The following is a 14,376-nucleotide window of genomic DNA, read 5'->3' as shown; positions in this document are numbered from 1 at the left end:
GACGACGTTCACTGACGAGGGGTGGCGGAATTTTCAGTTCCGATGGCGCTCAGGCCGGGGTGGCAACAGACGAAGCCATAGCAACCGTGCGCGCATTCACGGAACGAACCAGTCAGCCCTAAACTGATTTCAGGCCCCCGATCTCAAGAATGAAGTCGAACTCCGGGGCAAGCCCCGGAGAGTAAGCCACGACAGGTCCGCCTTCCGACAAAAGCTGTGTTAACTTCGGCATGGCCACAATCGCTCCCGCCTCTGAGGCGATCAGAGCGCCGGCCAGCATGTCCCAAGCGTTCAGATGCCGTTCGTAAAAGAGGTCTGACGCTCCCTCGGCGACACGCACGAGGTCGATTGCGGCGGCGCCCATGCGGCGATAGTCCATGCCTCGTTCGTGCAGACGGTTTAGAAGGACGAGATGCTCGTCGAAGCTTGTCTTGCGAGAGTGCCCGAGGACACAGATCGCATTGGTTGGATCGACGGTCGCAGCGGCCTGCAATGAGACGCCTTCACGAAATGCGCCCCTGCCACGGATTGCCGATACGACCGAGTCCTTGGCGGCGTCATACACGACACCTAGCTCCACCCGGCCTTCGAAACAGAAGGCGATCGAGACGCCCCAATGACTGAATCCGCGGATATAGTTGGTGGTGCCGTCGATAGGGTCGACTATCCAGGCTCCGGCCGCGCCAGCTTTCCCGCCAGTTTCTTCTCCGACGAACGTATCGTGCGGAAACAGCGAAAGCAGTTCCTTGTAGATCGTCTGCTCGGCATTGCGATCCGCAATCGTTACAAAATCCTGGAGACCTTTGTTCTCCACATTCAATCGCGGCCCCATTTCTGCGCGAAAACGGGCAGCCTCACGACCCACGCGACGAGCGATTTCTATCGCGGCGGCACCGCGGGCTTCAAGCGTAACTGGATCGAACTTAGAGCTCATCAGGAAGTCTTTCTTTTAATCAACTCGACGGGAGTGAACTCGACACGCGCCGTCATATCGGAATTCGCCATCCGGCTGACCAGCATTTCGACTGTCTGCTCTGCCTGCAGGTCGCAGGGCTGCAGGATCGTCGTCAGTCCATAGGCATCCCATTGCGCCTGCGGAATATCATCATGGCCGACAATGCGAATAGGAGGCACATCAGGGCTGCCGCGATTTGCCGCTAGCCTGTCGATCACACCACAGGCCATGTAGTCATTCACGCAGAAGACCCCGTCCGCCGACAAGGCGCCGAGCTCGGGAGCCGACTCGAAGCCGCATCGATAGTCATTCACTCGAACTGTAATGAGCTGCGCTTCGACACCTCGTTGACGGCTGCGTGAAAGAAACACATCGCTGCGCCGGCGGGCCGTGTAGGACACGCTCGAAGCCGCCATGACTGCCAATCTCTTACAACCAATGTCGATCAGGTGGTCGGCGGCCAGATGGCCTGCGGTGCGGTCATCGGAAATGATACGGTCGACGAAGGGAATATCGTCGCCCTTATTGATCAAGACGATTGGCACGCCCTCTGCGGCGCACTGTTCGCAGATTTCCGTCGGAGGGGCGTCCGACGTCACAATAACCCCCGAAACTGGGTAGTGAAGAAGCTGGCCGATCACGGCTGAAGTGTCCGCTTCCTTTGACGTCGGCAACAGGATCGGCCGAAAGTTGCGTAAAAGCAGCGCCCGCGCCAAATATTCGATCTGGAGACTTCGAAATGGATTGTCTAGGCCGGCAACGACGAGGCCTACGAGATCGGAACGTTGGTTCGTCAAGCTGCGCGCCACATAATTGACACGGTAGCCAAGCTCCTTGGCCGCCTGGTAGATCTTTTCGCGCGTCTTCGGTGAAACACTTGCATCAGGAGTGAAAGCGCGCGAAACCGCTGCGCGTGAAACGCCTGCCACGCGCGCCACGTCGAAGGAGGTCGCTCTGCGCTGTGGCTTATCCTTGTTTGACACTGGATCTTTCCGAACTCTCCACCGTTCGCATCAAGTCCGGCAAATCTGTGCAGATACCGAGAACTGGCAGCTTCATTATATCATCCAGGACCAACCGCCTTTCCTCGTGCCAAAGGACGATTTCGCGGCCTTCGGCAAACGCACGGTCTGTCAGCGCCGGGGTGACGAGATCCTGCGGCTGATCGTTGGCGCGTTCCCAGCAGAGATGCAAGATATCCGCACGCGCCTCGTCACCCTTGGCATGCGGATCGTCGCCGAGGCGGACAAGAACCGAGAGCGGATACTCGCAGCCCGCCTCGCGAAGCTCGCGGACTTCTGCTGTGTCGAACGAACCGATGCAGGCGAAACGCTGATCGTGTTCCCTAAGATGATGCCAGCAGCGTAGACCACTTCCCGGCGCCTTCAGCTCGATATAGAGACCTGTTCCGGTCTCACGCGCGAGAGCTGCGACAGCTTCGAAGGTCGGCACCTCCACGTCCAATGCCGCAAGTTCCGCCGCGGTTATTTCCGAGATCAGGCGGTTCACACCGAAGACGCGCTCGAGGTGGTCGTCATGAGAGACGACGACAACGCCATCTTTCGTGATCTGGGTATCGAGTTCCCACATCTCGGCTCCAAGCTCGGCCGCAAGGCGGAAGGCGGCAAGCGTGTTCTCGCGGACATGCCCGCTCGCGCCGCGGTGTCCGATGCAGAAGGGGATCTGGCCCTTGTCTGTCGGCCAGTGGTAGCGCTCGAAGAAGATCGAGAAATCGCGCCGCATCAGAGCCTCCTTCCGCTTTCATCGAAGACCAGCACGTTGCGACTATCGATAGCCCACGTCACCTCGTCGCCGACCGCGATGTCTTGGCGCACCGGCTGGATAGACCGCAACAGCGGGCCACCTACCAGCCGCACGTCATAGAGATTTTCGCGGCCCTGGGTTTCGGCAAAGTTTATGGTTCCGGTCACATGAACGTCGCCCGTCGGACTATAGTGTTCCGGCCGCACGCCGAGCATCAGCTTTGTACCTTCGCCGGCGTTTACCGAGGCCGGCAACGGAACTTCGATCTGGCTGCCGGGAACAGAGAAGGCGCCGTTAGACGCCACCCCGTGTAGGAATGTGATTGGGGGGTTGCCGAGGAAACCGGCGACGAAGGCAGTGCGCGGATCGTTATACATCTCGGCCGGTGTTGCTATCTGGACGATCTCGCCTTCTTTCATGATAGCGATCCGGTCGCACATGCTCATCGCTTCGACTTGGTCGTGTGTCACCAGGATCGCCGTAATCCCTGTCTCGCGTTGGATGCGGCGGATTTCCGAGCGCATCTCCAGCCGGAGCTTCGCGTCGAGGTTAGCGAGTGGCTCATCGAGAAGCAGGACGTCGGGCTTGCGGATGAGCGCGCGGGCGAGCGCCACGCGCTGCTGCTGGCCGCCGGAAAGCTCGGAAGGGCGGCGGCCCATCAGATTGCCGATTTGTACGAGGCCAGCGATGCTGTCCACTTCCTTTCGGATATCAGCGGAGGCCGTTCCCTTGACCTTCAACGGAAAGCCGATGTTTTCGGCCACCGTCATGTGCGGGTAGAGTGCGTAGGACTGGAAAACCACGCCGACATTGCGCGCTTGGCTCGGAAGATCGGTCACGTCGCGGTCGCCGAAAAGAATGCGGCCCCCGGTCGGGCGATGGATGCCGCACACCGCGAAAAGCGTCGTCGATTTGCCGCAGCCCGAAGGGCCGAGCAGCGCCAGCATCTCGCCATGCGCCACTTCGAGATTCATGTTCTCGATCACCTTTGTGGAGCCGAAGCTTTTCGAGAAGTTGTCGAGGAGGATACGCATCAGCCTTTGTTCCCGCCGCCATAGATGTTCATGAGATATTTGTGGAAGAATCCGTAGAGCAGCAGGACCGGGATCACGTAAAACACGCCGACTGCTTTGAAAGTGCCGAAGTTGAAATTGTTGTCGTCGGCGATTAGCCCCGAAAGATAGACCGACAGCACCTGGACCTGGCTACCTGGGGCAAGCACCTGCGGCAGGATGAACTCGCCCCAGCTCGACAGGAACGAAAAGAGCGCTAGCGCCATGATCGCCGGACGCACCTGTGGAAGCACTAGACTGCGCCATACACGGAACCGCGAAGCACCGTCGACGACACCGGCCATTTCGATCTCCCAGGGGACAGCGTCGTAGAAGCCCTTCATCAGCCAAATGCCGAGCGGCAGATCGATGGCTGCCTTTACCAGGATGACGCCGATGAGAGAATTGTAGAGCCCGACCATCTGCAGCACGATGAAGATCGCAATGATGAGCGTCACCGACGGGAAGGCGTGCAATACCATGACACCGGCGAGGAAGAAACCGCGGGCGGGGACGTTCAGCCGCGAGAGCACGTAGCCCGCCATCGACGAGACAAGCAGCACGACGGCGGTGGTGCTTGCCGTAAAAATCAGCGTGTTCAGCGTCACCAACCAGATGTTGGGCCTGGCGGGCGGCGTCTGCCAGAGGAACGACCAGTGTCGAAATGTGATCGAATCCGGAATCAGCGACGCAGGCTGCTTGTCGGTGATCGTGTCGATGAAGAGATAGGCATACATCAGCACCAGCGGCAGACTGACGATCGCCAGCGCCACGATAACAGGCCAGGTGCGGTAGTTTGCAGAGGGTGGCGATTTTTCCGCCATGGATCAGTCCTCGATGAGCGGCCGCGCAACCAGCGTGGCGTAGTTGAAGACGCGCAGATAGGCGAGCGACAGAATGATGCCGATGACCACGAGGACCAGCGCCATTGCTGCGCCAAGCCCGTATTCCAGGTTGCCGGCGTAGTTGTTGAGTGCTGTGTGATAGGCGGCAAGCGACCAGACTTCGGTCGCCTTGCCCGGTCCGCCGCGCGTCGAAAGCAGGATTTCGTTGAAGGAGGCGAGCAGCGACAGCGTCTGGTAGCAGGTGACGAAGAGGATGGGCCAGCGCATCTGCGGCAGGATGATGTAGCGGATTTGTTGCCAGCGGCTGGCACCATCCACCTCGCTTGCAAAGAACTGGCTCTTGGGAATCCCCCGCAACGCGGACGAAAAGACGAGCATGCCCATGGAGGCGCCGATGAAGCCATTGATCAGCACCACGAAGAACCAGGCGTGGTAGGCGCTATCGAGAAGATAGTTCCTCGGCGGGAAGCCGAACTTGCCCATCAACACCGAAATGAAGCCGGTGTCCCATGCCAGCCACTTCCACATCAGTACGTAGATGACGACAGGCGTGATGCGGGGCAAGAGCCAGATTGACCGGAAGATCGTCGCCGGCATGTCCGGCATGTAGTGCGTCCAGATCGCGAGCGCCATCGCGTAGGTCGTGTTGAACAACACGAGCACAAGGGCGACGTAGAGAAGCGTGTTGAGGAGTATCTGCGCCATATCCGGAGAAGAGGCGATGCGCGAGAAGTTCTCCGTCGTCCAGTTCCAGCCGGTATAGGTTGCCTTTGCCAGGCCCTCCTTCTGCTCCGCCGTCAGCTTGAAGCCGAACTTGTCGAGAGAGGCGAACAGATCGTCCTTGCTCGCAAAACGCAGGTTGGCCGCGGAGCGGTTGAACTGTTCGGAAATCTGCTTGACGTCTCTTGTCGAGGGCCGGTCCTGGAGATCCTTAATCATGCGCTCAGCGTCGCGCCGGGATTGGAAGACCTCGCCGAGATGCTTCTCGCGCAGTTCCCGGGGTATGCCGGGATCAAGTCCGAGGCCTTCAACGCTCTTGATGCCTTCCTCGTCGATCGCGTAGCGCGGCTCGGTCAGTTGTTGCGCGACATCCGGCATTTCGCGCCTAAGCGCATCAAGCGTATTGGGCGCGATCTGAAAGGCGCCGCCCGAAATGCCCGTGGCCGTCGTCATGTTCGTGAAGGAGAAGACGGCAGTCAGGACGACCGGCATCAGGAAAAACAGCACGATCATCACCGCTGCAGGCGCAATCATCACCAGTCCGAGCGTTCTGGACGTTCTCATCGAAAGTCTCCGCAAAGTATCCGGGCGGACTGGCCCGCCCGGAAGTTGCCTGGGTGCTTAGCGGATGACGATCTTGTCGCCGAGCGTGCTCTTCAGCTCGCTCTCGACGTCGTTGACGGCGGCATCTGGGGTCTTGGCGCCCGTCCAGGATGCTTCGAGGCCCTTCCACATGATGTTCCAGTAAGTGCCAAAATCGGCGTTGTTGGGCATCGCGTTGGCGTAGGGCAGCAGACGCTCGGTGGCTTCGCGCGTCCAGCGATCGGAGGAGTAGAGCTCTATCTCGGTTTCGGCTTTCGAAATGCCGAGGTGCGCAGACTTGACCGCATGCAGCACATTGATCCGCGGCTCTGAAGCGATCTTGATCAACTGGGCGGCAACGTCGGTCGAATCCTTGTCGTGACCGGAGGTCAGGAGGTAGACGAGCGGATGCGTCAGCGTGTTTGCCTTGCCGCCGTCACCGGCCGGGATCAGCGTGAATACGACGTTGCCAAAGAAGTCCTTCAGGCCTTCCTGGTTCACGTAACGAGCATAGTGCCATGTGCCGCCGTGCCAGATGCCGGCCTTGCCGGAGGCCACTTCCTTCCACCACTGGTCGCCGGGCATGCCGATATGGTTCTTCTTGGTAACGCCATCCTTCACGGCGTCGGCGAAGAACTGGTAGGTGCGCTGCATCGCCGCCTTGTCGAAGACGAGTTTGCCGCCTTCTTCCATCGTGCCGCCGAAGCTGGTGTAGAACTGCCAGTAATCAGGGCCGTTGGAGTTGCGCGGGTAGAAGCCGTAACCCGCCTGGACGAGGCCCTTGTCCTGCATCTTTTTGGCGTCTTCCAGCACGTTTTTCATCGTGTAGCCGCCGTCCTGAACCTTCTTCGGCAGCGCGTCGAGATCGGCATCGCTGTAGCCGATGGCCTTCATATAGGGCTTCCAGAAGAACATTGGTCGGGATTCGGCATCCTGCGGAATCCCGTAGACCGTGCCATTGAAGGAGGCGATATCCAGCAGGTTCTGATAGATGTCGTTGAGCGGCCAGGAGTCGAGATCGACGTAGTCCTCGATCGGCACGATCAGGCCCGACTGCGCCCATGGGCCGATGTCCTCGTGGCCGGTAACGACGATATTCGGAGCAGTCTTGGCTTCGGCGGCAAGCGTCATCGCCTGCTTGAAGTCCTCCCAACCGCTATAGGCCTTCTTCTCCACCTTGATCTTGAGGTCTTCGCCCTTGATTGCAGCTTCACGCTGAAGCTGCTGGGCGGCGATATCGATTGCATCGAGGCGATAGACGTCGTTGGGACCCGTGCCGCCGGCCCAGACGGTGATGGTGACATCCTTGGCAAAGCACAGGGCGGTGGTCGAGGCCAGGATGGCGGCGGCAATAGTCATGCACTTCAATGTCGGCAGAATAGTCATTTCTTCGTCTCCCTAGAAGAGCGGCGTGAGCCTCTTGGCGGGCCATCACCTGATGATGACCGCTTCGCAAGCTCCGTGAAAAGCGAACGAGCGCCGCTTTAGGGGGACAACGTAACGGCCGAATGACAAAATTGAGCACGTGTGCAAAAATGTGTATGGCGACACAGAAAAGATTGCAACCCACTCTATTGAATACCTTGGACCAGCTCCAGCACGGCGGCCGCGCTCTCTGTGTCCTGCTGCGTGGTGACGTTGCCGCGCTGGAGCCGGCCGTCGGCCTTCTGCGAGGCGAGCTTCTGGGCCGCCCTGGCCCTGAACGGCGCGGGATCGATCTGGTAGGGGACGTCTCCTTGCTTCACGTTTGAACCCTGCTGGAAGATCCGCTCAGCACGATCCCCGTTACCCGTGGCCGGACGTCGGCCATCATTATCGGCGCGATGCGGCCGGAAGCTTGCTGACGAAAGGCATTGTCTCGGGCCTCACCTCGACGGTCGAAACCTGCGTGGGCGCCGTCTGCCGCGCGGCGGACCTCGGCGCCCGTCGCTGCATGCGGCGAGAAAGATCGCGCCGAAAACTATCGTCCAGCGCGATATGGTTCTTGCCGTCGCGGGGACGGGCGCCGAGACGACAGCATAGCGCTGCTTGAGCACCTCGGCGAACCTGCCTGCATGGTGGCTGAAAGCTTCTGGCGGTCGTCTTCCACCGGCTTGCCGAACTGGGCGTCCTTGCCGTGGTAGACCGCGACCGGCTCTACGATGACCCTGTTGTGCTGTCTCTGGGTTCGCTAGCTGTACGGGCTGAGTCCCGACCTGTCCGTCGCCCGTTCTGGACGTCCGGTAGTGAACCCGGGCAGCAAGGACGCAGACGAGGCCCGCCTTAGCGAATAGCTATGCCGGCGTTTTTCTAACTAACGTCGAGGGTGAAATTGGGTGCCGACTGGGACTCAAAACTGGGCACAAACGATTCGTTGCCATCAAAAATAGCAACCACAATCAATTCCCCTAGGAGGGGTTGGTGCGGTCGAGAAGACTCGAACTTCCACGGGTTGCCCCACAGCGACCTCAACGCTGCGCGTCTACCAATTCCGCCACGACCGCATCGTGGTAGGTGCCGATTTTTGCCGGCGGGGCAGCATGTAGCAAAAGCGTTTGGGGTACACAAGGGCGATGTGACAGATTTTTTCAAAACAAATCACAGCATTTGAATCGCCCGTGAAACGAGGCCATATAGGCCCCAGCGATGCTGTCTCCCGAGCAGCAGCGACAAGGGATAGCCATGCTGCGCACAGATCTTCAATTCTCAATGTTGCCCCGTAAAGGCTCGCGGCCGGTCCGATGGCGCATCGCCGATGGCTTCGTGCCCTATGAGGAGGCTGTGGAAAACATGGAGCGCCAGGTCGCGGCGATTGCAGACGGCGGCGACGAGCTCGTCTGGCTCGTGGAACATCCGCCTCTCTATACGGCCGGAACCAGCGCCGATGCCAAGGATCTGGTGCAACCCGATCGCTTCCCAGTCTTCGCGACGGGACGCGGCGGCGAATATACCTATCACGGGCCGGGCCAGCGCGTCGCTTATGTGATGCTGGACCTGAAGCGCAGGCGCCAGGACGTGCGCGCCTTTGTCGCCGCGCTCGAAGAGGTGGTCATTCGTACGCTTGATTTGATGAACATCCGCGGCGAACGGCGTGAGGACCGTGTTGGCGTCTGGGTGCGCAGGCCGGACAAAGCGGCTTTACCAGATGGCACGATGGCGGAAGACAAGATTGCAGCACTGGGTATCCGGCTGCGGAAATGGGTGACATTTCACGGGCTGTCGCTGAACGTCGAACCGGATCTCGATCACTTCAGCGGGATCATTCCGTGCGGGATTTCGGCATATGGGGTGACAAGCCTTGTCGACCTCGGCCTGCCTGTCATGATGGCCGATGTCGATATTCTCCTTCGACAGGCATTCGAATCGGTCTTCGGCGAGACCGTCGGCGACAGGTGACGCAAAGCCCTCACGAGGAAAAGGGCCGGATGACCGGCCCTCAGCAATCGCTCGCTATTTATCGCCGACGTCGCGGCAAGCGTCCGAATGTGAAGCTCCGCTGTCCCCGCCGGCCGTATGCACCTTGGAGTTCGTCTTCATGTAGTCGCAGTCGGGCAGGGGCTTGATGCTGGCAGTGGTCGTCCTGTCGACGGGCGATGACATCCGGGCCGGCGCGAATCCATCGCTGTCAGTCGTGTAATCGGACGAGTATTCCGGTGCCTTGCGGTTGGCATAGTGAACCGGCTTTTTCGGTGCCATCTGGCCCGGCGCAAACCCGTCACTGTCGTTCGTGTAGTCGTTCGAGTACTGCGGTTGGGCGAAGGCCGCACTTGCAAGGCCGAGGGCGAGAATGGAAGCGGCGGCAGCAAATTTGAAGCGCATGGGAAATATCCTCAATTCTTCGTTGCAACGACAACGATACCAAACCCTCGGCAAGAGTGACTTCGCGCTCAAATTGCGGCAAGAATGTGGGCGAAAAATCACGCAAGCACTGCCGCTTTATCAAATGAAATCACAGATCCGCGACCGGCTTTGACAGGGTTGTGATGGAACATTGCCTCCTGTTCGCAAGGCGGGTGGCGGGAACATCTTCACAATCAAAAGATGTGACATTGAGGGCTTAACTTGGGGTGCTACCGTCGGTCCAGGCCGTCGCTAGTCGCGCAACTTCTCCCAGCGTTTGACCAGGCGCTCGCGCTTGAGCCTGGAGAGGCGCTGTATCCAAAAGATACCGTCGAGCTGATCGATCTCGTGCTGGATGCAGACTGCGAGGAAGCCCTGCGCTTCTTTCTCGTGCTCGGCGCCATTCAGATCACTGTATCGAACCCGGATTGCCTTCGGCCTCACGACCTCGTCGGTCACTCCGGGCATGGAGACGCTTCCTTCGACATGGCGAGCCGTTTCGTCGGATGCAAACATGATCTCCGGATTGACGAAATGGCGTGCGCCTTCGTCACGGCTGAGCTCTATCACGACGACGCGAAGGAAGACGCCGATGTGAGCAGCGGTGATGCCGACGCCGGGAGCGGCCCGCACCGTCTCCAGCAAATCATCCGCGAGTTCTCGTAGCCTCTGGTCAAAGACGTCGACGGGCTGGCAGACGGTTCTGAGGCCAACGTCGGGGAAGCGCAATATGGGGCGAACAGCCACGGGCAGGGTCCTGATTTCAGATGCGCGGAACCTATCGCCGCGCACGCGCATTGTCATCCACGCGAGGCGTTTGCGGCTGGACGGGCTTCGAGGTTTCAGCTAGCACGAAGCTACATGTTTCGGCGCTTAGTCGTTGAACTTCAAACGAGATGCGAGGGCGGCAAACCATGACGAACGACGCAGAAGAGCTCGTCCGCCCGCGGTCAGACAGCGGCGATGCCGACATCTATGACGAAAACGGCAACGTCCGAGGCGATTTCCTCGCGCTGGTGGGCGCTGCCATCGCCGATCGCGATACGATCTTCCTGCGCCAGCACGTCGCCCGCCTGCACGAATCCGAAATAGGCGACCTTCTCGAGTCGCTGCAGCCAGACCAACGACTCGCGCTCGTTCGCCTGCTGGGCGACGAATTCGACATGACGGCGCTGACCGAGGTCGACGAAACGATTCGCCGCGAGATCGTCGACCAGCTGCCGAACGAGCAGATTGCAGCTGCAATCGGCGAACTCGATTCGGACGACGCTGTTTACATCCTTGAGGACCTCGACAGCGAGGACCGCGAGGAGATCCTTGCGCAGCTTCCGTTTACCGAACGCGTGCGATTACGGCGTGCGCTCGACTATCCCGAAAGCTCGGCGGGACGCCGCATGCAGACGGAATTCGTCGCGGTGCCACCGTTCTGGACGGTCGGCCAGACAATCGACTACATGCGCGACGAGGAAGACCTGCCATATTCCTTCTCGCAGATCTTCGTCATCGACCCGACATTCAAGCTGTTAGGCGCCGTCGATCTGGACAAGATCCTGCGCACAAAGCGACAGAGCAAGATCGAATCGATCATGCGGGAGACGAACCATCCAATCCCCGCAGAGATGGACCAGGAAGAGGCAGCTCAGCTTTTCGAGCAGTACGACCTTCTCTCCGCCGCCGTCGTCGACGAGAACGACAGGCTGGTGGGCGTGCTGACGATCGATGACGTGGTCGACGTTATTCACGAGGAAGCCGACGAGGACATCAAGCGCCTGGGTGGCGTCGGCGACGAAGAGCTGTCCGACAATGTCTTCTCGACCGTGCGCTCGCGCTTTCTCTGGCTGGTGATTAATCTCGGAACGGCTTTGCTGTCTGCAAGCGTCATTGGACTATTCGACGAATCGATCGAGAAGATGATCGCGCTCGCGGTGCTAATGCCGATCGTGGCGTCCATGGGCGGCAACGCGGGGACACAGACGATGACGGTCACTGTCCGCGCGTTGGCAACGGGCGACATCGACATCTACAACGCCGGGCGTATCATCCGCAGAGAGGCGGGGGTCGGTATTGCCAACGGTCTACTCTTCTCGGTCATCATGGGCATGATTGCCGCAACATGGTTCCACAATTATCAGCTGGGCTTCGTGATCGGCTCGGCAATGATCATCAACCTCTTTGCGGCCGCGCTTGCGGGAATTCTGCTGCCATTGCTGCTGGATAAGGTTGGCGCGGACCCCGCCATTGCGTCATCCGTTTTCGTCACGACCGTGACCGATTGCACGGGCTTCTTTGCCTTTCTCGGCATCGCCACATGGTGGTTCGGAATTTAGACGGCTCGAATTTCCCTGCAGAAATTGACTATTACGTAAAAGTCAATATTATCGGTTCCTTCAATGGTGGGGAACCCATGCCGGTCAGCAAATACTATAGCATAACCGAATTGACGCGCGAGTTTGGAGTATCGACGCGTACGCTCAGGTTCTACGAAGACGAAGGATTGATCCATCCCGAGCGGCGTGGACGCACGCGGCTGTTCCGTCCCGCGGATCGTCGTCTGATCCAGGAAATCCTGCGTGGCCGGCGGATCGGCTTCACCATCGCGGAGATCCGCGAGATCATCCAGGTGTATAAGGAACCGCCGGGCGAATTGGGCCAGTTGAAGCTCCTGATGAAGCGCGTCGATGAGAAGCGCGAGGACCTGCGCCAGAAGCGCAAGGATATCGACGACACTCTGACCGAACTCGACAACATCGAAGAGGCGTGCCTCGGTCGTCTGGCCGACATCGGTGTCGGCACCTGATTATTGCGCGTTCGCGTTGCACTCGCTCGCCAGCGCCATTATCCGCCCGTCATCCGGCTTGAGGGCGCCGGACTGGAATTCCGTGAACAGATTTTCCGTCTGGAGCTTGTCGAGCGTGCATCGGCAGAAGCTGCGGCATAGCGCTTCGCCTTCCTGCATCATGCACGAAGCATTGCATTGCTTCAGGTAGCTTTCGACGGGATCCGGTTTCGCGGGTGGAACGACCGCGGACAGCCCGTAGGCAATGGCGATCAGCACCGGCTGGTGAATCAGGTAGAAGGCGAGGCTATGCCGCCCGGCTTTCGCCGGCAGGCTTGAGCCCGTACCAAGCGCTGCAAGCCTCTCGAGCAGCCGCGTCCTCATGGCAAGCAGGGTCGCCGTCATGCCAAGCAGGAAAGGCACTGCCCAGGGGAAGATTGGAACGTAGTCGTTCGATCGTTGCGGCATTTCCGCTAGGCCGATCCAGGCGAGGTAACGCGGATTGAAGATCGGCGAGCGCAGCAGATTCGGCGCAACCCAGGTATCCACAACCCATGCGGCGGTCACAGCGGCGGTCACAGCGATGGTCACAGGCAACGGCAGGCGGAGGAAGACAAGGCCGAGCAGGCTGACGACAGCGATGCAATGCAGAATACCGAAGAATATCCATTCGCCAGGGAAGACGAAGCGCGTCACCACAGAGATCGCAAGGGCCGCCGCGGCGATCATCGCAAACCGTTTCCAGAACGATTGCCAGCGAATCTCTGGCTTGTTGGCGAGGACCAGACTGATTCCGACGATGAACAGAAAGGTCGACGCGATCGCGCGGGCATAGAGCTTCAGCCAGCCGGTTTCAGCGGTGCCTGGGGCAAGGTAGCCCATGAACTCCATATCCCAAGTGAAATGATAGGTCGCCATCGCCAGCAGAGCGACACCGCGCGCCGTATCCAGCAAGCCGATGCGAGGCGGCTTGACGCTCGCATATGTTTCCGTCGCCGTCGCCGTCATTCACAATCCCTCGGATGAGTCGTTGCCATCGGTCGACGGCTTGGCGCGGGGAATAGGAGAAAGGTGGAGATTTGATGGCAGATGGGCGTCCATGATTGCCAGCCTCGCCTCGGAGAAGAACTGCCGCCTCGTCAGGACGACGATGACGATCGTCGTCGTCAGAATGAAGACATAGGGATTGATGAACCAACCAAGGTAGCCAATCGAGAGGAAGATGGCGCGCAGCCCTTCATTGAAATGACCCGCCGCAATGATATTCATGCGGATGACACGTTCCGCAGCCCGCTCGGCGGCAATCACATCCTGTTCGGTGTCACGCATCATCGGGATCGAGCCGAAAAGGATGGTGCAGTAGTTGAAGAGGCGATACGACCAGCCGAACTTAAAAAAGGCATATCCGAAAAGCGCTGCAAGGCCGCCGACCTTCATTTCGAAGACGGCATGCCCGCTATGAAAGACGAAAGGCAGATCGGCAAAGACGGCGTCAACCTTCTCCGTTGCGCCCAGCAGCGCAAAGCAGCTGCCGATGGCGAAGATCGACGTCGAGGCGAAGAATGCGGTGCCGTTCTGCAAGCCGGCCATGATCTGGGTATCGATCATCTTCAAATCGCGCCGCAACGAATTGTAGATCCACTCGCGCCGGCGCTCCCGCATGGCATGGGTGAGGCTGGTCCTGCCGAAGAAACTCGAGCTTTGCAGCAGGCGCGCGTAGCAAAACCAGATCGCCGCAAAGAACACCAGTGCAATGTAATCCGCTGTCGTCATCATTATATTGAATCAGGTTCCCGTCGACGCGCCACTCTACAGATGCGGACGCATGCTGCAATGACTGGCAAGCCGCCGCGCTTCGTTTTA

The 14,376-nt window shown here is 59.5% G+C and carries 15 protein-coding genes and 1 tRNA gene; 3 read left to right on the top strand and 13 right to left on the bottom strand.

What is annotated here, in order from left to right; genetic code table 11:
* Nucleotides 1-118: 118 nt before the first annotated feature.
* The 9 genes from WGT02_RS12095 to WGT02_RS12055 all read right to left on the bottom strand — a co-directional run bounded on the left by WGT02_RS12095 (nucleotide 119) and on the right by WGT02_RS12055 (nucleotide 8,401).
* A complete protein-coding gene (locus WGT02_RS12095; protein ID WP_024314779.1) occupies nucleotides 119-934 on the bottom strand; it encodes an inositol monophosphatase family protein in 816 nt (271 codons plus the stop codon).
* The gene (locus tag WGT02_RS12090) at nucleotides 934-1,938 is read right to left on the bottom strand and encodes a LacI family DNA-binding transcriptional regulator (RefSeq protein ID WP_024314780.1); all 1,005 of its coding nucleotides are present in this window, start codon (nucleotides 1,936-1,938) and stop codon (nucleotides 934-936) included. Before WGT02_RS12090 ends, WGT02_RS12095 begins: the two co-directional genes overlap by 1 nt.
* Nucleotides 1,922-2,698 carry a glycerophosphodiester phosphodiesterase gene (locus WGT02_RS12085; protein ID WP_208250354.1) on the bottom strand — a complete coding sequence of 259 codons (777 nt, stop codon included), beginning with the start codon at nucleotides 2,696-2,698 and terminating at the stop codon, nucleotides 1,922-1,924. Before WGT02_RS12085 ends, WGT02_RS12090 begins: the two co-directional genes overlap by 17 nt.
* Nucleotides 2,698-3,753: an ABC transporter ATP-binding protein gene (locus WGT02_RS12080; protein WP_208250355.1), complete on the bottom strand. Its 1,056-nt coding sequence runs from the start codon at nucleotides 3,751-3,753 to the stop codon at nucleotides 2,698-2,700. The genes WGT02_RS12085 and WGT02_RS12080 overlap by 1 nt, the downstream gene beginning before the upstream one ends.
* Nucleotides 3,753-4,595 carry a carbohydrate ABC transporter permease gene (locus tag WGT02_RS12075; RefSeq protein WP_208250356.1) on the bottom strand — a complete coding sequence of 281 codons (843 nt, stop codon included), beginning with the start codon at nucleotides 4,593-4,595 and terminating at the stop codon, nucleotides 3,753-3,755. The genes WGT02_RS12080 and WGT02_RS12075 overlap by 1 nt, the downstream gene beginning before the upstream one ends.
* Nucleotides 4,596-4,598: 3 nt before the next feature.
* Nucleotides 4,599-5,900 carry a carbohydrate ABC transporter permease gene (locus tag WGT02_RS12070; RefSeq protein ID WP_024314784.1) on the bottom strand — a complete coding sequence of 434 codons (1,302 nt, stop codon included), beginning with the start codon at nucleotides 5,898-5,900 and terminating at the stop codon, nucleotides 4,599-4,601.
* 57 nt (nucleotides 5,901-5,957) lie between these two features.
* A complete protein-coding gene (locus WGT02_RS12065) occupies nucleotides 5,958-7,304 on the bottom strand; it encodes an extracellular solute-binding protein (protein ID WP_024314785.1) in 1,347 nt (448 codons plus the stop codon).
* Between the two features lie 185 nt (nucleotides 7,305-7,489).
* Nucleotides 7,490-7,663, bottom strand: coding sequence for a hypothetical protein (locus tag WGT02_RS12060; protein WP_157997355.1), 174 nt, complete (start codon nucleotides 7,661-7,663; stop codon nucleotides 7,490-7,492).
* A 653-nt stretch (nucleotides 7,664-8,316) separates the two neighbouring features.
* Nucleotides 8,317-8,401 (bottom strand) — tRNA-Leu (locus tag WGT02_RS12055).
* Nucleotides 8,402-8,573: 172 nt separating this feature from the next.
* On the opposite strand from WGT02_RS12055, the gene lipB reads away from it, so the two are divergent.
* The gene (lipB, locus tag WGT02_RS12050; protein ID WP_024314786.1) at nucleotides 8,574-9,293 is read left to right on the top strand and encodes a lipoyl(octanoyl) transferase LipB; all 720 of its coding nucleotides are present in this window, start codon (nucleotides 8,574-8,576) and stop codon (nucleotides 9,291-9,293) included.
* Between the two features lie 54 nt (nucleotides 9,294-9,347).
* Here the strand turns inward: lipB and WGT02_RS12045 are convergent, their stop codons facing one another.
* Both WGT02_RS12045 and WGT02_RS12040 read right to left on the bottom strand, forming a co-directional pair.
* Entirely contained in the window at nucleotides 9,348-9,716 is a 369-nt protein-coding gene (locus WGT02_RS12045) for a hypothetical protein (protein WP_024314787.1), read from the bottom strand.
* 273 nt (nucleotides 9,717-9,989) lie between these two features.
* On the bottom strand, nucleotides 9,990-10,484 hold the full coding sequence (locus tag WGT02_RS12040) for a peptide deformylase (RefSeq protein ID WP_024314788.1): 495 nt from the start codon (nucleotides 10,482-10,484) through the stop codon (nucleotides 9,990-9,992).
* A 167-nt stretch (nucleotides 10,485-10,651) separates the two neighbouring features.
* On the opposite strand from WGT02_RS12040, the gene mgtE reads away from it, so the two are divergent.
* Nucleotides 10,652-12,064 carry a magnesium transporter gene (mgtE, locus tag WGT02_RS12035; RefSeq protein ID WP_024314789.1) on the top strand — a complete coding sequence of 471 codons (1,413 nt, stop codon included), beginning with the start codon at nucleotides 10,652-10,654 and terminating at the stop codon, nucleotides 12,062-12,064.
* 77 nt (nucleotides 12,065-12,141) lie between these two features.
* Nucleotides 12,142-12,534 (top strand): MerR family DNA-binding transcriptional regulator, encoded by a 393-nt coding sequence (locus tag WGT02_RS12030; RefSeq protein ID WP_007793852.1) that lies wholly within the window; start codon nucleotides 12,142-12,144, stop codon nucleotides 12,532-12,534.
* On the opposite strand, the gene WGT02_RS12025 is transcribed toward WGT02_RS12030, so the two are convergent.
* Both WGT02_RS12025 and WGT02_RS12020 read right to left on the bottom strand, forming a co-directional pair.
* Nucleotides 12,535-13,521, bottom strand: coding sequence for a heparan-alpha-glucosaminide N-acetyltransferase (locus WGT02_RS12025; RefSeq protein ID WP_024314790.1), 987 nt, complete (start codon nucleotides 13,519-13,521; stop codon nucleotides 12,535-12,537).
* Nucleotides 13,522-14,286: a DUF599 domain-containing protein gene (locus tag WGT02_RS12020; protein ID WP_024314791.1), complete on the bottom strand. Its 765-nt coding sequence runs from the start codon at nucleotides 14,284-14,286 to the stop codon at nucleotides 13,522-13,524. It lies immediately after the preceding gene.
* Nucleotides 14,287-14,376: the final 90 nt, after the last annotated feature.

The organism is Rhizobium sp. T1470, from assembly GCF_042140505.1.
GTDB classification, from domain to species: Bacteria; Pseudomonadota; Alphaproteobacteria; order Rhizobiales; family Rhizobiaceae; genus Rhizobium; species Rhizobium favelukesii.
The sequence above is the reverse complement of the archived record's forward strand: the minus strand, read 5'-3'. Positions and strand labels throughout refer to the sequence as shown.